The 23,031-nt window shown below is 41.2% G+C and carries 13 protein-coding genes and 2 pseudogenes; 11 read left to right on the forward strand and 4 right to left on the reverse strand.

Annotation, left to right across the window (positions count from 1 at the left end; translation table 11 throughout):
• Positions 1–26: 26 nt before the first annotated feature.
• The 3 genes from polA (at position 27) to ODU55_RS05190 (ending at position 3,981) form a co-directional block, all read left to right on the forward strand.
• Positions 27–2,663: a DNA polymerase I gene (polA, locus tag ODU55_RS05180; protein ID WP_398582122.1), complete on the forward strand. Its 2,637-nt coding sequence runs from the start codon at positions 27–29 to the stop codon at positions 2,661–2,663.
• Between the two features lie 11 nt (positions 2,664–2,674).
• Positions 2,675–3,424: a glucose-6-phosphate isomerase gene (locus tag ODU55_RS05185; RefSeq protein WP_398582123.1), complete on the forward strand. Its 750-nt coding sequence runs from the start codon at positions 2,675–2,677 to the stop codon at positions 3,422–3,424.
• A 119-nt stretch (positions 3,425–3,543) separates the two neighbouring features.
• Positions 3,544–3,981, forward strand: coding sequence for a CoA-binding protein (locus ODU55_RS05190; RefSeq protein WP_398582124.1), 438 nt, complete (start codon positions 3,544–3,546; stop codon positions 3,979–3,981).
• Between the two features lie 298 nt (positions 3,982–4,279).
• Here the strand turns inward: ODU55_RS05190 and ODU55_RS05195 are convergent, their stop codons facing one another.
• Positions 4,280–5,122, reverse strand: coding sequence for a DUF975 family protein (locus tag ODU55_RS05195; protein WP_398582125.1), 843 nt, complete (start codon positions 5,120–5,122; stop codon positions 4,280–4,282).
• 318 nt (positions 5,123–5,440) lie between these two features.
• Here ODU55_RS05195 and tgt point away from each other — a divergent pair, with 318 nt between their 5' ends.
• The gene (tgt, locus tag ODU55_RS05200; protein ID WP_044761701.1) at positions 5,441–6,583 is read left to right on the forward strand and encodes a tRNA guanosine(34) transglycosylase Tgt; all 1,143 of its coding nucleotides are present in this window, start codon (positions 5,441–5,443) and stop codon (positions 6,581–6,583) included.
• Positions 6,584–6,622: 39 nt separating this feature from the next.
• On the opposite strand, the gene ODU55_RS05205 is transcribed toward tgt, so the two are convergent.
• Positions 6,623–7,708 (reverse strand): M24 family metallopeptidase, encoded by a 1,086-nt coding sequence (locus tag ODU55_RS05205; protein ID WP_398582126.1) that lies wholly within the window; start codon positions 7,706–7,708, stop codon positions 6,623–6,625.
• A 211-nt stretch (positions 7,709–7,919) separates the two neighbouring features.
• On the opposite strand from ODU55_RS05205, the gene ccpA reads away from it, so the two are divergent.
• A complete protein-coding gene (gene ccpA / locus ODU55_RS05210; RefSeq protein ID WP_004298830.1) occupies positions 7,920–8,924 on the forward strand; it encodes a catabolite control protein A in 1,005 nt (334 codons plus the stop codon).
• Between the two features lie 407 nt (positions 8,925–9,331).
• Here the strand turns inward: ccpA and ODU55_RS05215 are convergent.
• A pseudogene (locus ODU55_RS05215) lies at positions 9,332–9,430 on the reverse strand (LPXTG cell wall anchor domain-containing protein); the annotation flags it as partial.
• Between the two features lie 121 nt (positions 9,431–9,551).
• On the opposite strand from ODU55_RS05215, the gene ODU55_RS05220 reads away from it, so the two are divergent.
• From ODU55_RS05220 to thrS, 6 genes and pseudogenes are all read left to right on the forward strand, one after another.
• A complete protein-coding gene (locus tag ODU55_RS05220) occupies positions 9,552–10,550 on the forward strand; it encodes a glycosyltransferase family 4 protein (protein ID WP_024383885.1) in 999 nt (332 codons plus the stop codon).
• The gene (locus ODU55_RS05225; protein ID WP_398582127.1) at positions 10,551–11,864 is read left to right on the forward strand and encodes a glycosyltransferase family 4 protein; all 1,314 of its coding nucleotides are present in this window, start codon (positions 10,551–10,553) and stop codon (positions 11,862–11,864) included. It begins immediately after the preceding gene.
• Positions 11,865–11,945: 81 nt separating this feature from the next.
• On the forward strand, positions 11,946–12,296 hold the full coding sequence (locus tag ODU55_RS05230) for a hypothetical protein (RefSeq protein ID WP_398582128.1): 351 nt from the start codon (positions 11,946–11,948) through the stop codon (positions 12,294–12,296).
• 895 nt (positions 12,297–13,191) lie between these two features.
• Positions 13,192–19,392 carry a ZmpA/ZmpB/ZmpC family metallo-endopeptidase gene (locus ODU55_RS05235; protein ID WP_398582129.1) on the forward strand — a complete coding sequence of 2,067 codons (6,201 nt, stop codon included), beginning with the start codon at positions 13,192–13,194 and terminating at the stop codon, positions 19,390–19,392.
• A 448-nt stretch (positions 19,393–19,840) separates the two neighbouring features.
• Positions 19,841–20,212: pseudogene (locus ODU55_RS05240) on the forward strand (MazG-like protein).
• 16 nt (positions 20,213–20,228) lie between these two features.
• On the forward strand, positions 20,229–22,178 hold the full coding sequence (gene thrS, locus ODU55_RS05245; protein ID WP_398582130.1) for a threonine--tRNA ligase: 1,950 nt from the start codon (positions 20,229–20,231) through the stop codon (positions 22,176–22,178).
• Positions 22,179–22,359: 181 nt separating this feature from the next.
• On the opposite strand, the gene ODU55_RS05250 is transcribed toward thrS, so the two are convergent.
• Positions 22,360–23,019: an amino acid ABC transporter permease gene (locus tag ODU55_RS05250; RefSeq protein WP_029171308.1), complete on the reverse strand. Its 660-nt coding sequence runs from the start codon at positions 23,017–23,019 to the stop codon at positions 22,360–22,362.
• Between the last annotated feature and the right edge of the window lie 12 nt (positions 23,020–23,031).

The following is a 23,031-nucleotide window of genomic DNA, read 5'->3' on the forward strand; positions in this document are numbered from 1 at the left end:
CATACGTTTCATGCTATAATAGAGACATGAAAAAAAATAAATTACTACTTATCGATGGCTCATCGGTAGCCTTCCGTGCCTTCTTTGCACTTTATAATCAAATTGATCGTTTTAAGAGTCCGACAGGTCTTCACACCAATGCTATCTACGGTTTCAATCTCATGTTGGACCACATGATGAAGCGGATTGAGCCGACCCACATTCTTGTGGCTTTTGATGCTGGAAAGACCACTTTCCGCACGGAGATGTATGCAGACTATAAGGCAGGTCGTGCCAAGACTCCAGACGAATTCCGTGAGCAGTTTCCTTTTATCCGTCAGATGTTGGATGCCATGGGAGTCAAGCATTACGAACTGGATCAGTATGAGGCAGATGACATTATCGGTACCTTGGACAAAATGGCAGAGCGGACAGAGATTCCTTTCGATGTAACCATTGTCAGCGGTGATAAGGATTTGATCCAGCTGACTGATGAGAACACCGTAGTCGAAATTTCCAAGAAAGGCGTTGCCGAATTCGAAGAATTTACCCCAGCCTACCTCATGGAAAAAATGGGGATTACCCCTACTCAGTTTATTGACCTCAAGGCCCTCATGGGCGATAAGTCCGATAACATCCCTGGGGTGACCAAAATCGGTGAAAAAACCGGTCTAAAACTCCTGACAGAATTTGGTTCTTTGGATGGTATCTACGAAAACATTGACAGCATGAAGGCTTCTAAGATGAAAGAAAACCTGATTGCTGATAAGGAACAAGCATTTCTTTCTCGAACCCTTGCCACCATTGATACTCAGGCACCAATCGAAATTGGTCTGGATGACATTGTTTATCAAGGTCCTAAGGTGGATGAACTGGGACAATTTTATGATGACATGGGCTTCAAGCAATTAAGGGCTCAGTTGGGAACCAGTGCTGAGGAAGAAGTTTCTGCAGTCGAGTTTCAAGTAGTTACCGACTTGACTGAGGACATGCTGCGCGCAGATCAATTTTTCTATTTTGAAATCTTGGGTGAAAACTACCACCGAGAAGACTTGGTAGGACTAGCTTGGGGAGACAAGGAGCAGATTTATGTCGGAGGGCCTGAGCTACTTGATAGTCCAGTCTTGCGTGACTTTTTAGAAAACCAAACCATAAAAACCTATGATTTTAAGCGTGGAAAAGTTCTTCTCGACCGAAAAGAGATTACGCTACCCCCAGTTACTTTCGATAGCCGTCTAGCCAAATACTTGCTTTCCACCGTTGAGGACAATTCCCTAACAACCATTGCCAACCTCTATGGTCAGACCAGTCTGGTTCCAGATGAGGCAGTTTATGGCAAAGGTGCTAAGTTAGACTTGCCAGAACGCGAGGTCTTTTTCCCACACTTGGCACGTAAGGTTCAGGTTTTGATTGAGACAGAAGAGCCGATGTTGACCAAATTAGAAGAAAATCAGCAATTAGATCTTTTGTTTGACATGGAGTTGCCACTGGCAAATGTTTTAGCCAAGATGGAAATTGCTGGTATTAAAGTGGAAGCTGAGACTCTCAAAACTATGCAATCTGAAAACGAAGTTTTGATTGACCAGTTGACCAAGGAAATCTATGAACTAGCTGGTCAGGAATTTAATATCAATTCGCCTAAGCAGCTTGGGACCATTCTCTTTGAAGATATGGGACTACCATTGGAATATACCAAGAAAACCAAGACAGGCTATTCAACAGCAGTGGATGTCTTAGAACGCTTAGCACCAATTGCACCAGTTGTTTCAAAAATCTTGGAATACCGTCAGATTACCAAGCTTCAATCAACTTATGTAGTCGGCTTGCAGGATGCCATTTTAGAAGATGGTAAGATCCATACCCGCTATGTACAGGATTTGACCCAGACAGGTCGCCTATCTTCGACCGACCCTAACTTGCAGAATATTCCTGTTCGTCTAGAACAAGGGCGCTTGATTCGTAAGGCATTTGTGCCATCGCTTGAAAATAGTGTCCTTTTGGCATCGGACTATTCACAGATTGAATTGCGCGTCTTGGCTCATATTTCTCAGGACCAGCATTTGATTGAGGCCTTCCAGCAAGGTGCAGATATTCACACTTCGACAGCTATGCGGGTCTTCGGTATCGAAAAAGCTGAGGATGTGACAGCAAATGACCGTCGGAATGCCAAGGCTGTAAACTTCGGTGTCGTCTATGGTATTTCAGATTTCGGTCTATCCAATAACTTGGGGATTACACGTAAGGAAGCTAAAGCCTATATCGATACCTATTTTGAACGCTTCCCAGGAATTAAGAATTACATGGAAACCATTGTTCGTGAGGCACGTGATAAGGGTTATGTAGAGACGATTTACAAACGCCGTCGTGAATTACCAGATATAAACTCTCGCAATTTCAATGTCCGTAATTTTGCGGAACGAACAGCCATCAACTCACCAATTCAAGGTTCGGCTGCAGATATTCTCAAAGTAGCCATGATTAATCTTGACAAGGCTTTGACTGAAGCAGGTCTTGCGACACGTATGTTATTGCAAGTACACGATGAGATTGTCTTGGAAGTACCGAAAGCAGAATTGGAAACGGTAAAAAAACTAGTAAAAGAAACCATGGAATCGGCGATTAGCCTGTCTGTACCATTGATTGCGGATGAAAATGATGGACAGACTTGGTATGAAGCCAAATAGAAAGGAATGACATGAAGAAAACCTTAGTATGTATTGGATTATGTAGCTTGCTATTAGCAGGATGTGGAGAAAAGACAGAAAATAAGGGAACTGACCCTTCTGGAGCTGATTTTTCAACACAATTGCCGATCTTAAAAGAAAAACAGGACACCACCAACGAAACCATGAATGTTCTTGCCAATGCACCTCTTGTGGTGGTTAATGCCAATCCACCAGCAGACGAGACGCAAAAAGGCCACAAGATTTATGCGGCCAATAATGGTGTTGCTGAAAAAGATGAAAATGGGAATATCAAGGAATATTTCCGTTATTATGATGTGCCATCTACTTGGACAATTAATGCAGAAAATACTCAGGATGAGACAGTCGCTGCAGTCTATGATGTTAAAGAAGGTTCCAGCAATTACATGGTCCAACTCTATAATATCAATGCTTTTAATCAGTCTCCATTGGAAGACGGTCGCAATATGACGCCGGAGGAATTAGAAGCACGGATGCTTGAAACAAATCATTCTTTCAGTGAAAAGACGGTTGTCACAATCAATGGTCAGGAATGGCAGGTTGGGCGACAGTTATTAACAGATCAAAAATTAGCTCGTCTGACTTTTTATCGGATGGAATCAACAGCTGCTTATGATGACTCCGTGGTTGTGGGTTCGATCTATTATTCCTTAGATCCAGGAACCGATAAAGATCGGACCAACCTTAAAAAGGTTATCGGGCAAGTTAAAGATGTCGTATACCAAATTGCTAAAAAATAATTAAGGTAGACAAGCTATAATCAGTAACGAGTTAAAATTGACAAGATTGTGTTATAGCACACCTTATTCATTAAACTTTTATTGATTCTAACATTTAATATACATTCAAGGAGGTCTCTATGTCTTATTCCTTCCAAAATCCTAGTCAGGACACTATCTTTGACTATTTGAAAAATGCTAAGACTATTGCGGTGGTCGGTTTGTCTAGTCGAGAAGAGACAGCAGCCTACCGTGTTTCCAAGCTCATGCAGGAAGCGGGCTATAAAATTATTCCAGTTAATCCCAAGGCTGCTGGTGGGACTATTTTAGGCGAGTTGGTCTATAGTAGTCTAGCAGAGATTGACCAACCTATTGATATTGTAGATGTTTTCCGTAGAAGTGAATTTTTACCAGAGGTAGCACAGGAATTTATCCAGTCGAACGCCAAAGTTTTCTGGGCTCAACTTGGTTTAGAAAGTCAAGAAGCAGAAAAACTGTTGCGTCAGGCAGGTCGTAACGATATTGTCATGAATAAATGTATCAAGATTGAATATCTTGAAATGAAAGAACAATACTAATAAGTCGGGTTATATTTATCCGACTTTTTTTTATCGAAAAAGCAGCTCAATGAACCATTGAACTGCTGGATGACTCTAAGTGAGGAACGCTTAGAATTGGAACAAATTACTACACATGGCGTAAAAATAGAAAGGAAGAAATCTGCTCCAATACCAAGCAGGCTAAAATAGTCCTTTGTCGCTCCTCAGTCATAGTATAACACAATCCAACTGTTTGTACCAATTATTACTATATTTTTTTCTTAAATATCAACATAAAAAGCGTGTATAAAAATAAGAGCATATATCGCTCTTATTTTTATACGTAACTCATTTTCTTAGCCTGATCATCTAAAATGTCTTCATGGAAGTGCATTTGGGCAGCATAGTGATACGGCCATACATATAAACCAGCCAGGCCAAATGTAATAATGACAAGAAGGAACCAGCCAATGAAGGATAAATCAAGTGTAAAGCGTTTAAACTTGTAACCTTTCATCAACTTTCGACTAGACCGAATGATTGAAAAGGCACTTGTATATTCTTCGCGTTCCAATTGTTCAAACAAGATATATTCTATCTGTGAGTAAGCATAGATTTGTGGAATATAGAGAGCCAACCCTAAAAGCATAAGTAGGATACCTCCCATGGCCATTAGCCCCAGTATGGCAAGGATTTCCATAGGAAGCGCATTAGGATCCAAGGTTTGACTGGATGCAGCTATAATCGTAATCATCGTTCCAGCACCGATAAGTAGACCGATACCAAGGTAAAACAGGAGTCCCCAAAGGAAGAGCAAGAAACTTTTTAAAATGTAGGTTCGAAAGATTTTCCAGAAATCTTTATGATTGAAAATCATCAACGCATCTTTAAATGATGTGGAAGTTTTTACCCCTTTGATAAGATGAAATATAGTGCATATAATGGATAAGTGCAGTAGTCCTAATAGCAATCCGTAAAATATTGGAAACAAGGAGGTAGAAATAAGGTAGCTAGGACTAGCAAGTTCCTCAGCCGACACTCCAGCAAGGCTATTGCGAGAGAAAGAAATTAACTGAACGATAACAGAAATAGTGACGGGGATGACGGCCACTTGATAGATATCAGGTGTCTCGTTTAGTGTTTGGCGAGCCCGCTCACGTATATTAGAAATTGTAAACATCTACATAACCTCCTTACCCAACATTGTAACATAATTCTAGATGACAAGCTAGGCTTTTTTTGATAGACTGGAAGGTGCTGTGGTAATTTGTCAGTTTGTTGTGATGTGCCTATCTATTTACTATTAAATAAGTAGAAGACAAGGTAAATATCGCTGAAATAAGCGAGAACATTTAAGACATTCTGATGGATTAGACCATGCAAGATTAAGAAAATGTATTCACAGTAAAGTGCTTTTATGTATGATATGAAAGAGCTGAACTGTGAATCCAGAACTAATATCCTAGGACTGTTTTTCCTAGCGGGAGGTAAATAAAACATGACAGATGTTCCAATCAAGTATCGCTTGATTAAGAAAGAAAAGCACACAGGTGCACGTTTGGGCGAAATCATTACCCCACACGGGACCTTTCCAACCCCCATGTTTATGCCAGTTGGAACTCAGGCAACGGTAAAAACCATGTCGCCTGAAGAATTGAAGGCGATGGGTTCAGGCATTATCCTATCTAATACCTATCATTTGTGGCTTCGTCCAGGTGACGAATTGGTGGCGCGTGCAGGTGGTTTGCACAAATTTATGAATTGGGATCAACCGATTCTGACTGACTCAGGTGGCTTTCAGGTTTATTCCTTGGCGGATAGTCGCAATATCTCAGAAGAAGGTGTTACATTTAAAAACCATCTCAATGGTAGTAAGATGTTCCTGTCACCTGAAAAAGCTATCTCTATTCAGAACAATCTTGGCTCGGACATTATGATGAGCTTTGATGAGTGTCCGCAGTTCTACCAGCCTTATGACTATGTAAAAAAATCCATCGAAAGAACAAGTCGTTGGGCAGAACGTGGTCTCAAGGCTCACCGCCGTCCGCATGACCAAGGTTTATTTGGTATTGTACAAGGTGCTGGTTTTGAAGATCTTCGTCGCCAATCAGCCCATGATTTGGTTAGCATGGATTTTCCAGGATACTCTATTGGAGGATTGGCTGTTGGTGAAACACACGATGAAATGAATGCTGTACTGGACTTCACGACCCCTCTTTTACCGGAGAATAAACCACGCTATCTCATGGGCGTTGGAGCACCAGATAGCTTGATTGATGGCGTAATTCGTGGGGTCGATATGTTTGACTGCGTACTGCCAACTCGTATCGCCCGTAACGGTACCTGCATGACCAGTCAAGGACGTCTTGTGGTGAAAAATGCTCAGTTCGCTGAGGACTTTACACCGTTAGATCCAGAGTGCGATTGCTACACATGTAAAAACTATACACGTGCGTATCTCCGCCATTTACTTAAGGCCGACGAGACGTTCGGTATTCGTTTGACAAGTTATCACAACCTCTACTTCTTGATTAATTTGATGAAAAATGTCCGTCAAGCAATCATGGATGACAACCTTTTGGAATTCCGTCAAGACTTTATGGAAAAATATGGTTACGGTAAAAACGGTAGAAATTTCTAAACAAAATGACCTCCTACAAAATCGTAGGAGGCTTGTTTTTTACCCTTCAAAATACAGTAATTCTTTTGGTGTTTTTGTAAAGACTTCAAAGCCATTTTTGGTAACGTAACCACAATCCTCGATACGAACACCAACTTTTCCAGGGATGTAAATACCTGGCTCTACCGAGAAACACATACCTTCTTCGATGACTAAATCATTGCCTTCCATAATCGATGGGAACTCGTGGACACTCATTCCCAAACCGTGACCGAGTCGGTGGTTGAAGTACTCGCCATAACCTGCTTTTGCAATCACAGAGCGAGCGGCATAGTCAATTTCACTAGCGGTCACACCAGGCTTGATCATATTAACTGCAGCCATATGAGCTTCCAAAGTCAGATTGTAAATATCTTTTTTAAACTGATCAGGTTTACCGACAGCGACAGTCCGTGTCATATCGGACGTGTAGCCCAGAGTTTCAACACCAAGGTCGAACAATAGCAGAGCGTTATTTTCGATTTTGTTTGTTCCGGGGATTCCGTGAGGGTTTGCGGCATTATCGCCTGTTAAGACCATAGTATCAAAGCTCATCTTGGAAATGCCTTGTTTTTTCATCTCAAATTCAATCTGAGCGATAATGTCTGTTTCTGTCACATCAAGAGAAATGTTGTCAAAGCCAACCTGCATAGCCTTGTCCGCAAACTCACCTGCCACCAACATCTTTTCAATCTCGTCACGGGACTTAATCAATTTCATGGTATTGATAAGCGGAGTGATGTCAGAAAAAGGCTGATTGAAGATTGATTGGAGTCCATGGTATCGAGTTAGATTGAGGTTATCAAATTCAGCTCCGATAGCAGAGAAAGTCTTCTGAGGTAATTTGTTTTTGATAATCTGCCATGGATTTTCTGAGTCCATATAGCCGGCTACAGGAAAGTCAACAGTCGCAACCGCACGCTCTACATCCAAGGCAGGGAGAAAGAGTAGTGAGTCGTGGTCAGGCATAACAAAGAGCATCATGTGGCGCTCATGAGGATCGCTATGATAGCCAGTCAGATAATAGATGCTAACTGGATCAGAGAAGATGGCCAGGTCCATTTTGTTGGCTTCTAAGTAGGATTTAACATGATGTAATTTTGACATAGTGGAGCCCTTTCTAGCTTGTAGTGGTAAAAAAAGTGAAAATTTCGTTTATTATATAGACTATTGTTTCAAAAAATGAAAAAAATTGCAAGTATTATCAAAAAAATGGCGTTTTTCTCTTGAAAGTGGTTTCAAAAAGTGATACACTATACTTGAGTGAAAGCGTAATTTTCATAGAAATAGAATAATATTGAAAGGGAGTACATAACGTATGTTAAACACTGACGATACGGTAACGATTTATGACGTTGCCCGTGAAGCTGGTGTCTCGATGGCAACTGTTTCGCGTGTTGTAAACGGAAATAAGAACGTAAAGGAAAATACTCGCAAAAAAGTATTAGAAGTTATTGATCGTTTGGATTATCGTCCGAATGCTGTTGCCCGAGGGTTAGCTAGCAAGAAGACGACTACTGTGGGGGTTGTGATTCCAAACATTGCTAATGCTTACTTTGCTACTTTAGCTAAAGGGATTGATGATATTGCCGATATGTATAAGTACAATATCGTCCTTGCCAACAGCGATGAAAATGATGAGAAGGAGATTAACGTAGTCAATACACTCTTCTCTAAGCAGGTAGATGGTATCATTTTCATGGGCTATCATTTGACAGACAAGATTCGTGCGGAGTTTTCACGCTCACGTACACCGATTGTTTTAGCTGGTACCGTGGATTTGGAGCACCAATTACCTAGTGTCAATATTGACTATGCTGCAGCTAGTGTTGATGCAGTCAATCTGTTAGCTAAGAACAACAAGAAAATTGCCTTTGTATCAGGGCCGCTTGTAGATGACATCAATGGTAAAGTTCGTTTTGCAGGCTACAAACAAGGCTTGAAGGACAACGGAATAGAGTTTAACGAAGGATTGGTTTTTGAATCTAAGTATAAATACGAGGAAGGATACGCTCTAGCAGAACGTATTTTGAATGCTGGAGCAACTGCAGCTTATGTTGCAGAAGATGAGATTGCTGCCGGTCTATTGAATGGTGTCAGTGATATGGGCATCAAGGTTCCAGAAGACTTTGAAATCATTACAAGTGATGATTCCCTAGTGACTAAGTTTACCCGTCCAAACCTGACCTCTATCAATCAGCCGCTGTACGATATTGGTGCAATTGCTATGCGCATGCTCACCAAAATCATGCATAAGGAAGAGTTGGAAAACCGTGAGGTAGTTCTTAACCACGGAATCAAAGTACGGAAATCAACTAAGTGATGAGTATAGAAGTAGCTTGATAAGATATCTTGTTACTCCGCACCCTCACTCTATCAAACACTTTAGTCATTTAGTTTGTCTTTTATTGCTTCGACGAGCGAGGAAACATTTCCAACCTAGAACAGCCTTGTAGCTATTGAGGCGAACTTGCTTCGCCCTATCTCCAGCCTTCAAAGGTTCCCTGAACCTTTGAAGCGAGTACTAAAAGCAAACTAAACGGCTATACTAACCGAAAACTAAAAGATTATAAGAAATAAATATAAGCCCTCGCTAGATTAAGCTTAGCGAGGGCTTTGTGGTTGAGTTTAAGCCTGTCACACTCTGTAAGTTGTGCGAGATGTTGGTGCGAATCTAGAGAAGCAGTACTGGGCTTGTTCTCATCCTTTAGAACTGTGTCAGTTAGGTGATTATTGTAATTTACGTTTACGTGTAAACAATGTAATTGCAAGCCCGATAATACCACTTGTCAATAACCATAAACTTCCTTTCTCACCAGTTACTGGTATGTTTTTTATGTAATCATATATTTAGGATTATCTTCTTTAGTATTGGCTTTAATTGATACAAAATTCGTGTAGAATACAGTTTAAAATATCAAAAAATGTAAAAAAGGGCTATAATGGTATTATGAAAGTACTATTGTATTTAGAAGGTAAAACTGTTTTAGAGAAATCAGGAATTGGCCGGGCACTTCAACACCAGATGGAAGCGCTAGATATGGCAGGCATTCCTTATACAACAGACCTGCTGGGAGATTATGATGTCATTCATATCAATACCTATGGTCCACGCTCCTGGTTATTGCTACATGCAGCCAAACGGAGTGGAAAAAAGGTAATCATGCATGGACATTCCACGAAGGAAGATTTTCAAAATTCCTTTATCGGTTCGAATACCCTAGCTCCTTTTGTAGGGAAATATCTAGCAAGCATGTACCAAAAGGCAGACTTTGTTATCACTCCTTCAGAGTATTCAAAAAAACTTATCCAGTCTTACGGTGTGACAACGCCGATTATAGCCGTTTCGAATGGTATTGATTTAGATAAATATAAGAAGGATGAACGTAAGGAAGCGATCTTTCGAGAGTATTTTAAAATTGAAGAAGGTCAGCCAGTTGTTGTCTGTGCAGGACTTTACTTCCGACGTAAAGGAATTGAAGACTTTGTCAAGGTAGCCGAAAAGATGCCACATGTCCGCTTCATTTGGCTCGGTTCCATCAATAAGTGGTTGATTCCTTCCTATATTCGTAAGATTGTAGAGGGAGACCATCCAGCGAATGTCGAGTTTCCAGGTTATTTTAAAGGTGCTGTTTTTCAAGGTGCAATGAGCGGAGCGGATGCCTTTTTCTTCCCATCGTATGAGGAAACAGAAGGGATTGTTGTTCTAGAGGCCTTAGCAAGTCATCAGCACGTTGTTTTAAGGGATATTCCAGTTTACGATGGTTGGATTGACGAAAACGTTGCCGAATTGGGACATACAGTGGATGATTTTGTCGATTCTATTCAGAAAATCTTAGACAAGCAGGTTGATAAACGTGAGGCGGGCTACCAGGTTGCGGTTAGTCGCTCGATTGACAATGTTTCCCACCAATTGGTGGATGCCTATCGACAAGTATTGGAGATGTAAATGCGGATTGGATTGTTTACGGATACCTATTTTCCACAGGTTTCAGGAGTCGCGACTTCGATTCGGACTCTTAAGACAGAGTTGGAGAAATTGGGACATACGGTATTTATTTTTACGACGACAGATGAGGATGTGAATCGCTACGAAGATTGGGACATTATCCGAATTCCTAGCGTACCTTTTTTTGCCTTTAAAGATCGTCGAGTGGCCTACGCAGGTTTTACAGATGCCTTAAAAATTGCAAGTCGCTATAAACTAGATATTATTCATACTCATACAGAATTTTCTTTGGGGATTTTGGGGAAAATGATTGCCAAGGAACTTGATATTCCGGTGGTACATACTTATCACACCCAGTATGAAGACTACGTACACTATATTGCCAAGGGGAGGATTATTCGTCCCGGGATGGTTAAATATTTAGTACGGGCATTTTTAAAAGATTTGGATGGGGTAATTTGCCCTAGTGAGATTGTTGAAGATCTTTTAATGAGTTACAACGTTCCGATTTCTAAACGAGTCATTCCAACAGGAATTGACTTGGCAAAGTTTGATAGACCAGAAATTGGCAAGGATGAAACAGATGAGTTGCGAGAACAACTAGGAATTGCTAGTGATGAAACGATGTTGTTAAGTCTGTCTAGGATTTCTCACGAGAAGAATATCCAAGCAATCGTTCAGGCAATGCCAAAAATTTTGCAGGAAAATCCAAAGGTGAAGCTGGTCATTGTCGGAGGTGGACCTTATACAGATGATCTTCAGGAAATGATAGCGGAGCTTAATCTAGATGAACACGTCCAGTTGACGGGAATGATTGCTCCAAGTGATACAGCGCTTTATTATAAAGCTGCGGATTTCTTTATTTCTGCTTCGACCAGTGAAACACAGGGACTAACTTTCTTAGAAAGCTTAGCTTCTGGAACTCCTATTTTGGCACATAGCAATCCCTACTTAAAAAACGTTATAACAGATAAGATGTTTGGGACACTCTTCATTCGAGAACAGGAGTTGGCAGATGCCGTCGTTGAGGCAATTATTGCTACACCACCAATGAATCCGTATGTGCTTGATAAGAAGCTCTATGAGATTTCTTCTACGAATTTTGGGCGCAAGGTTTTTGAATATTATCTAGATTTGAAGATTTCGTATGATTTTAGAAAAGAACATACTAATCAAGATAGCGTAGCAGAAGCTTTGATCAAAGAGGCTATTTACCTACCGCAAAAAGTAGTAGTTAAATCAACAGACACAACAGCAAAAATATTGAAAAAATCAGTCGAACAAGTAAAATCAATTCGGAATTTTTTTGACTGATTGGGTACAGGTTCTTAGGATGAGTGAAGAGATTACCTCAGTAGTTCCATCTTCCATTTGCTAGTCAACAGGAGGTTTCTTATGGATAAAAAGATGAAAATAGGCTTGGTCCAAGCTGTGATTGTCTTATTCTTTTACGTCGGTGTCTATGGTCTTGCTTCTTTTTTGGACCCTTATCTTGCTAAGACCTTGATTGTGAATAGCATTCTTTTTTATACTCCACTAGGATTATTTAGTTTAGGTTTGGTTGATGGTTATGGTCGTGGACTTTCAATAAGGGTTCCTGCCTTAGCTATTCTTCTCTTTCCTCTTACGATTTTTAGTTTTGGAGAGTGGATATGGCTCTATCAGGTCATCTATAGCCTAAGTGCAGTAGTAGGTATGCTCTTTGGCGCTCTGCTATGCCACAGAAAAAATAGGGTAAAGGCATGAAGAACTCCTGTTTTTAGAAAGCCTACCTTCATTTTAGAACCTCACTTCTCTTTCGAATTTCGAATGTATTCTATCTTCGAAAGCGAGCTACTATGCCTGTTTGGTTGTCATTTTTGTGAAAATATTTTGAAAAATGCATGTAACTGAAAAAAGACAAACATGCATTTTCTTTCTGTCTAGGTCGTGTGATTTTGCGACCATCTGTGTTGCAACATTCCTTAGATTCTAGTATAATGGTGCGTGAAACCAGAAGTCGACAGATAGCTATTCAGTCGGTCTTTTATTGCTTTGACGTGTGAAGATTTCCAGTGGAGTTTTCATTGAGTATCAGTTTACCAACGTCCAAGCTAAAAGACCAGGAACCGTTAGCTAATTGCGACTCTAACCAGTGAGATAGGTTTGCTGTACTTGTAAGAGGATTCTATATCATATCCCATGTATACCGTAGAGGGAACAACAAGATTTTTGAAACTGGGGAAGGGGGAATGCACAATCTAACAAAAAGGTGTGCGAATTGTCAGTCAGTAGTTGGTATTATTGCGATTCAATCGCTATACTGAGATTTGGCATAGATTTTGAGAATAGGTACTGGTGGTATAAAGGTAAAATTGAACTCTGTAATCTTTTTAATACTGGATTAGAGAGATTTTTTAATATGTGTATTATAGTCCTACAGTTTTACTTTAATAGTTTAACCAAGTGCTAGCTCAACTGCCAACCATCTTTCATCCAAGGTGGACTACTGAAACAAACTGACCACTTAATCAAAATCAGACTAGCTTTCGCAGAGGAAAGTTGGGATGGCTCGCACGCAATTCCTTTCTTTTCTCTAAATGCACGTGAGGTCGAAAATGTTTGCTTTTGATTTTTCTATAAAATATTAAGGAAGTATTATATGAAACAAAATTCTGGACAGACCGTCCATCGCTTTTCTTTGAGAAAAACATCGTTTGGACTAGTATCTGCTACCATTGCTAGTCTTTTCATGCTGTTTTCATTTTCTTTAGAAAGACAGGTATTTGCTGAAGATAGTGCCAAAACAGTGCATTATCGCTATGTTGCAGAAGATGAATTAACAGCGTCAGAAAAGCAATTAATCGTAAATGAATTACCGAAATTAGTAGAAGAAAGTGACAATACCTATTACTTGATTTATAAGCCAAAGCAGTCAGTATCGGGAGGAATTTTGCCCGCTACCGGTGATGAATGGTTGGGGCAAGTAACAGGAGCACTTGTTGGAGCCGGGTTGCTGATTTTGGCTATCCGTAAAGGTCGTAAGGGGAAAAAAGAGTTTGCGGGATTGTTCATTTTAGGGGCAACAGGCTCATTGTTCTTAGCACCCCCTGCCTTTTCTTTAACCAATCAAACCTTGGCTCGCTTTAATCAGGAATTATCTATCAGTGTAGGTGAACAATTGCCAGAACCGATTGCTATTGAGGGCTATAGATATATTGGTTACATAAAGGAAGGCAAGAGTGATGAAATAGCAAAACCGATTCATCCTAACTCTGAGTTACCGGGTACAGACAATGCTGTCAATCCGACTAAACCAAGTTTGGCAGTTGAGCATGTAGATAGTGTTCAAACTGAACCCGTCGCCTATGAGATCCAAGAGGTTCCCAATAGCGAACTCCTAGCAGGTGAGACCGTTGTCAGCCAAGAAGGCGTAGATGGCGTACGTACCATTGTCACCCGTAGCTATACTGTTGATGGTCAGGTTGTTAAGACTGAGGAAATTTCGAATGAAATTACTACGGATCCAAGACCAAAGATTGTCCAAGTCGGTACTAAGGTTGTAGAGGAAGTCGCAAAGGATGCCCCAAGTCACGAACTGCCAAGCCTAGATATTGTGGAAAGTGATACGACCCGTACCGAATCCGTCGCTTATGATACCCTTGAAATCCCTAATACCGAACTCTTAGCAGGTGAGACGGTTGTCAGCCAAGAAGGCGTTGAGGGCGAGCGTACCATTGTCACCCGTAGCTATACTGTCGATGGTCAGGTTATTAAGACCGAGGAAATTTCGAACACGATAACGACCCCAGCCACTCCAAAAATCGTTCAAGTCGGTACTAAGGTTGTAGAGGAAGTTCCCAAGGATGCCCCAAGCCATGAACTGCCAAGCCTAGATATTGTGGAAAGTGATACAAGCTATACTGAACCTGTCGCCTATGATACCCTTGAAATCCCTAATAACGAACTCCTAGCAGGTGAGACCGTTGTCAGCCAAGAAGGCGTAGAGGGCGAGCGTACCATTGTCACCCGTAGCTATACTGTCGATGGTCAGGTTGTTAAGACCGAGGAAATTTCGAACACGATAACGACCCCAGCTACTCCAAAAATCGTTCAAGTCGGTACTAAGGTTGTAGAGGAAGTTCCCAAGGATGCTCCAAGCCATGAACTGCCAAGCCTAGATATTGTAGAACGTGACACGACCCGTACCGAACCCGTCGCCTATGAAACCCAAGAAGTTCCGAACAGCGAACTCCTAGCAGGTGAGACGGTTGTCAGCCAAGAAGGCGTAGATGGCGTACGTACCATTGTCACCCGCAGCTATATTGTTGATGGTCAGGTTGTTAAGACCGAGGAAATTTCGAATGAAATTACTACGGATCCAAGACCAAAGATTGTCCAAGTCGGTACTAAGGTCGTAGAAGAAGTTCCCAAGGATGCCCCAAGTCTTGAACTGCCAAGTCTAGATATTGTAGAACGTGACACGACCCGTACCGAACCCGTCGCCTATGAAACCCAAGAAGTTCCGAATAGCGAACTCCTAGCAGGTGAGACGGTTGTCAGCCAAGAAGGCGTAGATGGCGTACGTACCATTGTCACCCGCAGCTATATTATTGATGGTAAGGTTGTTGAGACCAAAGAAATTTCGAATGAAATTACTACAGATCCAAGACCAAAGATTGTCCAAGTCGGTACTAAGGTAAAAGAAATACCAACAATTACAATCACTTCTATTACAAAAGATGAAAATGCAAAATCGGCAGAGGCTAGTTTTGAATTATCAGATAGGACTCAATCATACATTTCAGCGGTTGCTCAGCTCTATCAGGGAGACCAGCTTGTAAGAGAAATTCAAATTGCAGATGTGACTGCACCTCTCGCATTGACAGGTTTGGATTACTATACAGACTATACTCTAAAAACAATTGTTACCTATAACGTGGGCAAGGGTCCAGAGACAAAACTGCAAGAAAGTACACAAGATTTCCGCTTGGATTATAAGAAGATTGAAATTAAGGATATCGACCAAGTGGAGTTATATGGTCTTGACAATGGTCATTATCGTCGGCAATTGTCATTAACTAGCCAATCGGTCAATTTGGACAACTACTTTGTAAAAATCAAATCAGATCGTTTCAAAGAATTACTTCTTCCAATCTCTAAAATTGAAGAAGTAGAGATAGATGGTCAAACCAAGTTTAAATTGACTGTCGAAACTGATGAACTGGTTCAGGACACAGGAAACCAATACAATAAAAATCATAGTTTTTATGTGGACAAACGAGTAGAAAGCCAGAACGGTGTATACACTTCTTTCAAAGAATTGTTAACAGCAATAGAAAACGACCCAGCAGGAACCTACACACTTGGTGCAGATATGACTGCTGACGAAGTTGACTTAGCTACAGATGCCCTCTCTTATGTTACATCTACCTTTACAGGTCGTTTGAATGGTGCTCATAATGGCAAATCGTACGCTATCTATAACCTTATTCAGCCACTATTTAATATCATCAAAAATGCTACGGTTGAGAATGTAGACTTGATTGACGTTGCGATTACTTCTAAGTCAGAAAAAGTTGGTGCACTTGCTAAAACAGCGACTGGAAGTCAGATAACGAACGTTTCAGTAGAGGGCAGCATTTCAGCTCCTACAAGTATCGGAGGACTTGTCTATCTCGCAAATGGTGCAACCAAGATTACGAATAGTTCCTTTAAAGGTCAGCTTGTAGCAATAGGAACCAATTCAGGTGGTTCTAATATTGGTGGAATCGTAGGTTGGGCACAGGACAACCATACTACGCTCAGTCAAGTACAAGCTGATGTAGCTATAACTCTCTCTGCTAAGAATAACAACTACCGAGCAGGAGCTTTAGTAGGACATGTCCAAAATAGTGCTCGTTTGCAAGATGGAGTAGCCAAGGGAACAATTGTAAACTTGACAACAGCTGGTCAGGTCGGCGGAGTAGTTGGCTCAACCTGGAGTTCTGGATTTGTAAATAATGTTGTCAGCACTGTGCAAGTAACCAATGGTAAGCGAGTTCATGGAGATACCGCCTATGGTTCGGCCCCTATTACCAATACATTTGTTACTGGTTCGGCTAGCGGTGCTGCAGATAAGTGGAGTACCGAAATTTCAGAAACGGAGGCGGCAAGTAAAATTGCAGCTATGGGAATTACTGCTACGGTAGCAGATAGTCTGAACAACCAAGCTAAGAATTTGTATAGTGTGGACTATAGCTCGTTAGATAAAGCAAATCCTGAACGTGCTATTGCTTATGCTAACATGGAGAAATTACTACCATTCTACAACAAGGAATATATTGTTTACCAAGCTAACAAGATGGTCTTGACAGACAAACTAGCTAAAACTAGATTGTTAGATGTTATTCCAATGGTAGATAATACTATTGTGACGGATCCAAACAGTCAAAAGCAGGCTATCAACCGTATTATGCTCCATTATGCTGATAATACAATTGATTATTTAGATGTTGCTTTCAAGGAAGATTTTGTAAATAGCCATGTATCTGACTATACAATTGTAGGAACGGATTTACTCTATACTCCAGAAACATTCTTATCAAACTACGATGGAATGGTACATCGCCTTACAAATGATATTTCGAGTTTAGTATTTAACTCTGATAAAGTGAAAGCGGTGTTGGGCATTGTAGAGCCTACAACACCACCAACAGAAAACGAGTTGAAGAACTGGGCATCGGATTTGGGAGTTCCATCAACTACTGAACAAAAACCATTGTGGGCACTGTATTTGGAAGATAGTTTCAATAGTGTACGTGATAATCTTGCGGAAGATTTACGGAAAGTGTTGGCTTCTGATAAAGCTATCAATAGCCTAGGTGCATCGGTTGAGAATTATCTAGTTCAGAAGATTTCTCAAAATAAAGAAGCATTGGTGCTGGGTCTTGCATATCTGAAACGTTGGTATAATATTGATTTCGGCGATTTAAATACTCGAGATTTGACAGTCTTTAAACAGGATTTCTTTGGCAATCAAGCGACCTCTACATTAGATGTTATTATTGCTTTGGGTAATTCAGGTTATGATAATCTTCGTCCAAAGAATAACGTTCAGACCTATGCTAACTCTTTACAGTTGGCAAAAGGAAAAGCTACTCTATTTGATTATCTTTCAAGTTATCGCCAATTGTTTGTACCAAACAAAACAAATAATGAATGGTTGAAAGATACAAGTAAGGCCTATATTGTAGAAATGGCTTCAAATGTTGAAGAGGCTGCTAAGAAGCAAGCACAAGCGACACCGGATAGTCGCTACGCACTAGGAGTCTACGATCGCATCACCAAGGCGAGCTGGGGACATCAAAACATGCTCTTACCTCTTCTGACTCTCCCAGATGAAAGTATGTATATCATTTCTACCATATCAACACTATCGTTTGGGGCTTACGATCGTTACTTGTATGATTCTGCATCAAATGGTATGAAATTTGAAGAGTATATGCATCAGATTGTTGATAGAGCAGCTGTTTGGCAACGAGATCATTTTGATTATTGGTATAGCATTTTGACAGAGGAATCACGTGAAAAACTATTCCAGTCAGTCTTGAACTATGATGGATTTAATTTCCGTGACTCAGCAAGCCAGGCTACTTGGAAGAGTCTTCAAAATACGGAGCGTTCTTCTATTGCTAATTTCTTTGGTCCAGTAGGTAAATGGTATGCAGCGAATGGATCAGGTGCGTATGCAACAGGCTCATTGACGCATTTTGTTGTTGATAGAATGCTCGATCAATATGGCACTTCCGTCTTTACTCACGAAATGGTTCATAACTTTGATGGAGGAATTTATTTCGAAGGAAATGGTCGTCGTCAAGGTTTAGGTGCGGAACTATTTGCCCTTGGTCTTTTACAAGCTCCAAATGGTAATCAGGCACGTTCGTTAGGAATTAATACTGTTTACTCTGGAAATGAAGACTCGATGACTCGCTATCATGCTGCTAACCCTGCACAGCGTTATAAAAATGTAGCAGATTTGAATACCTACGTTCACAATATGTTTGACGTTATCTATTTGCTAGACTATTTAGAAGCGAAGTCTGTTTTGAAACAAAGTGATACAGTCAAGCAGAAATGGTATAGGGTTATTGATAATTACTATATCAAGGATAAAGAAAAGAACACGCATGCAGGAAATACAATCCGTCAATTGACAACTGAGGAAGCCGCGAAACTGACAACCATCGATGATTTGGTTGACAACAGCATTATCAACCGTCGCGAATATTGGGACACGAATACTGGCTTAGCTCGTAATGGTTATTATACGGTTAGTCTCTTTTCTCCAGTTTATTCTGCTTTATCTAATCCAAATGGTTCTCCAGGAGACTTCATGTTCCGTCGGATGGCCTATGAATTGATGGCAGAAAAAGGTTACGTAGAAGGATTCATTCCTTATGTATCTAACCAACTTGGTAAAGAAGCGGAAGCAGCTGGGGAAATTGTGTATGATAGTTGGTTTGGACGAAATGTTGGTCTCATCACTGACAACAGAGTCTTTAAGCACATTTTTAAAGATGAGTATGCTGATTGGGCAACATTTAAGAAAGCTATGTACCAAAATCGTATTGATCAACTTGACAACTTGGTTGACTTCACAATGACCTACGAATTGGATAAGCCAAACTCAACAAAACAAGTTACGATTAGCTCCTTTGCAGATTTAGAAAAGCTTATGGATGAAGCTGTGGCTCAAGATATGAAGAGCATTGATATCGTACTTGCTCACAATGAGTCAAGTTGGGTCAATGTCCTCAAACAACGGATTTATAATGCTCTTTTGAGAAATACGGATGATTTCAGAACTTCTATTTTTAAATAGTATAGTCTTTTAGTTGACTTTTATTACTTTGATGACTGAAAACCTCCTCAGGAGCTTTTCAGCCATCAAATCAAGTCAACAAGGGCTGAGTTTGATTTCAGAAGAGTATTAAAGTAGACATAGTTGATTTGGTTTGATGCAGTGAAGAAATGAACCAAGGGTATGTTATGCATAAAAAATCCTTGAAAAATCAGAAAAACCTGCTATAATAGTGCGTAGAGACTTATCAATTCTAGGAAATCTTTGAGAGAGTGTGCGGTTGGTGCAAGCACATAGAGGATAGGATTGACACTACTCGGTATGATTTTATGCAAACATAAAAGGGTGGTTCCCTTATCGCCAATTTGAGGTAGTCAGGCTTTTTAGCGTGACTGCGAATGAAGGTGGAACCACGTTACGACGTCCTTTTGCGAGGGCGTCGTATTTTCTTTTTTGACCAAACAAGGAGATGAAGTTGACCAGCATTCCACAAGAAACGATTGACCGTTGTCTAGCCATTCGCAAGGCTTACAGAGAGTTGGAGATCAAGCACCACGACAAAGAGTGGTCTATTGAGGAGTGAAACAGTCTGGGGATAGACTGTTTCAGCTCAACAACTTAAAATAAAGACTTGTTGACCAATGATATTGGCAACATGAACCGCCTGATTATGACCAAGCAGGGTCGTTACTATGATGAAACGCCCTATACCTTGGAGCATAAACTGGCTGAAAATATCTGGTGGTTGATCGAATTAGCCGACCGCCTGGATATTGATATTCAAAAAGAAATGGAAACCTTTTTAACTCAGAAAGAAGAGTTATTTGGGATTAAAAAATAAATAAGAGGAGATACTTATGATTCATATTACTTTCCCAGATGGTGCTGTTCGTGAGTACCAAGCTGGTGTGACAACTGTTGAAATTGCGGAGAGCATCAGCAAGTCTTTGGCGAAAAAGGCTCTTGCTGGTAAGTTTAATGGTAAATTGATTGACACCACTCGTGCCATCGAAGAGGACGGTACGCTTGAAATCGTAACGCCTGACCATGAGGATGCCTTGGACATCTTGCGTCACTCAGCTGCCCACTTGTTTGCTCAAGCGGCTCGTCGTCTTTTCCCAGACATCAAGTTGGGGGTTGGTCCAGCTATTCAGGACGGTTTCTACTATGACACGGACAATGCGGCTGGTCAGATTTCAAATGAAGACCTGCCACGCATTCAGGAAGAAATGATGAAGATTGTCAAGGAAAACTTCCCTTCAGAACGCCGTGAGGTGACCAAGGAAGAAGCTCTTGAAATCTTCAAAAATGATCCATACAAGTTGGAATTGATTCACGAGCACTCTGATGACGAGGGTGGTTTGACCATTTATACTCAGGGAGAATACGTTGACCTCTGCCGTGGCCCACACGTTCCGTCAACAGGCCGTATCCAGATTTTTGAATTGCTCAATGTAGCTGGTGCATACTGGCGTGGTAAGAGCGAAAATCCAATGATGCAACGGGTTTATGGTACAGCTTGGTTTGACAAGAAAGACCTCAAGGCTTACCTTCAAATGCGTGAAGAAGCCAAAGAACGTGACCACCGTAAACTTGGTAAGGAATTGGATCTTTTCATGATCAGCCAAGAAGTTGGTCAAGGTTTGCCATTCTGGTTGCCAAACGGTGCAACTATCCGTCGTACCTTGGAGCGTTACATCACAGACAAGGAATTGGCTTCAGGCTACCAGCATGTTTACACGCCGCCATTGGCTTCGGTTGAGCTTTATAAGACCTCAGGTCACTGGGAGCATTATTCAGAAGATATGTTCCCAACTATGGACATGGGCGATGGTGAGGAGTTTGTTCTACGTCCGATGAACTGTCCGCACCACATTCAAGTTTATAAAAACCATGTGCGTTCTTACCGTGAATTGCCTGTTCGTATTGCGGAGCTTGGTATGATGCACCGCTATGAAAAATCAGGTGCATTGACTGGTTTGCAGCGTGTACGTGAGATGACTCTCAACGACGGTCATATTTTCGTGACACCTGAGCAAATCCAGGAAGAGTTTAAAAAAGCTCTCCAGTTGATTATCGATGTGTACGCAGATTTCAACCTAAACGACTACCGTTTCCGCCTGTCTTATCGTGACCCAGAGGACAAAGAGAAGTACTATGACAACGATGAGATGTGGGAAAATGCCCAGCGTATGTTGAAGGGGGCCATGGATGAAATGGGCGTGGACTACTTTGAAGCAGAGGGTGAAGCAGCCTTCTACGGTCCGAAGTTGGATATTCAGGTTAAGACTGCCCTTGGAAATGAGGAAACGTTGTCAACTATTCAGTTGGACTTCCTCTTGCCAGAACGATTTGGTTTGACCTATATTGGTGCTGACGGTGAGGAGCACCGCCCAGTTATGATTCACCGCGGTGTTATCTCAACTATGGAACGCTTCACTGCCATCTTGATTGAAACCTACAAGGGTGCCTTCCCAACTTGGTTGGCTCCAACCCAAGTGACTATGATTCCAATCTCTGTGGAAGCTCACTTGGACTACGCTTGGAAGGTTGCCAAAGAATTGCAAGACCGTGGTGTTCGTGTACACGTGGATGAGCGGAACGAGAAGATGCAGTACAAGATTCGTCAGAGCCAGACCAGCAAGATTCCATACCAACTCATCGTCGGTGACAAGGAAATGGAAGATAATGCAGTCAACGTCCGTCGCTACGGAAGCAAGGCAACGCAAACTCAGTCTGTATCAGAATTTGTGGACCATATTTTAGCAGATATTGCTCGCAAGTCACGTCCAGCTGAAGCTGAATAAGAATGATAAAGTAAGAAGTCTGAAAGGGCTTCTTTTTTGACAGCAAAAATCCCAACCAATTGGCTGGGAGGTTAGGTAGTACTCAATGAAAATCAAACTCAGGCTAGGCGACGCAGATGCAGATAGAACTGAAGTTCATCAAATCAAGTCAACAACGGCTGAGTTTGATTTTCGAAGAGTATTATTCAATACTGCTCGCCCAAGACTTCGCCACATAACGTGACAGACTTGAAATGGCAAAGTTGATGCTAAAGTAAATCAAGGCGACCATGATGTAGAGGGCAAAGACTTGCTCTGCTTCAAAGTAACGTCCCATAAGGATTTGACTGGCCCCGAAAAGCTCTTGAAGAGCGATAACGGAGTAGAGGAAACTAGTGTCCTTGATGACCGTTACAATCTGCGAGATAATAGCCGGTAACATCTTACGAATGGCCTGTGGCATGATGATATAAACCATGATTTGTACTGGGGTAAAACCCTGTGACAAGCCAGCTTCGGTCTGGCCCGGTCCGATGGCGTTGAGACCACCACGGATAATCTCGGCCATGGCTGCCGTGGTGAAAATAGTAAAAGCAGTAATACCAGCAGGCGTTGACTTCATTTGGAAGACTAAGAAGACAGTGAAAATCCACAGCAAGTTTGGCACATTACGCACAAATTCGATATAGATGGTTGCAATCCACTTGAAAATTGGATTTTTACCGTTGCGCATGATAGCTAGAATCATTCCGAATAGAATGGACAAGATTACCGAAATGCTTGAGATATAGAGGGTTAACTTCAAACCACTCCACAAGAGTTGGAAGGTTGAAGGTTTGAGTAATTCTAAAACATAATTCATCGTTCAACCTCC

Source organism: Streptococcus sp. 2022WUSS037, assembly GCF_044427225.1.
In the GTDB taxonomy this organism is placed as follows: domain Bacteria; phylum Bacillota; class Bacilli; order Lactobacillales; family Streptococcaceae; genus Streptococcus.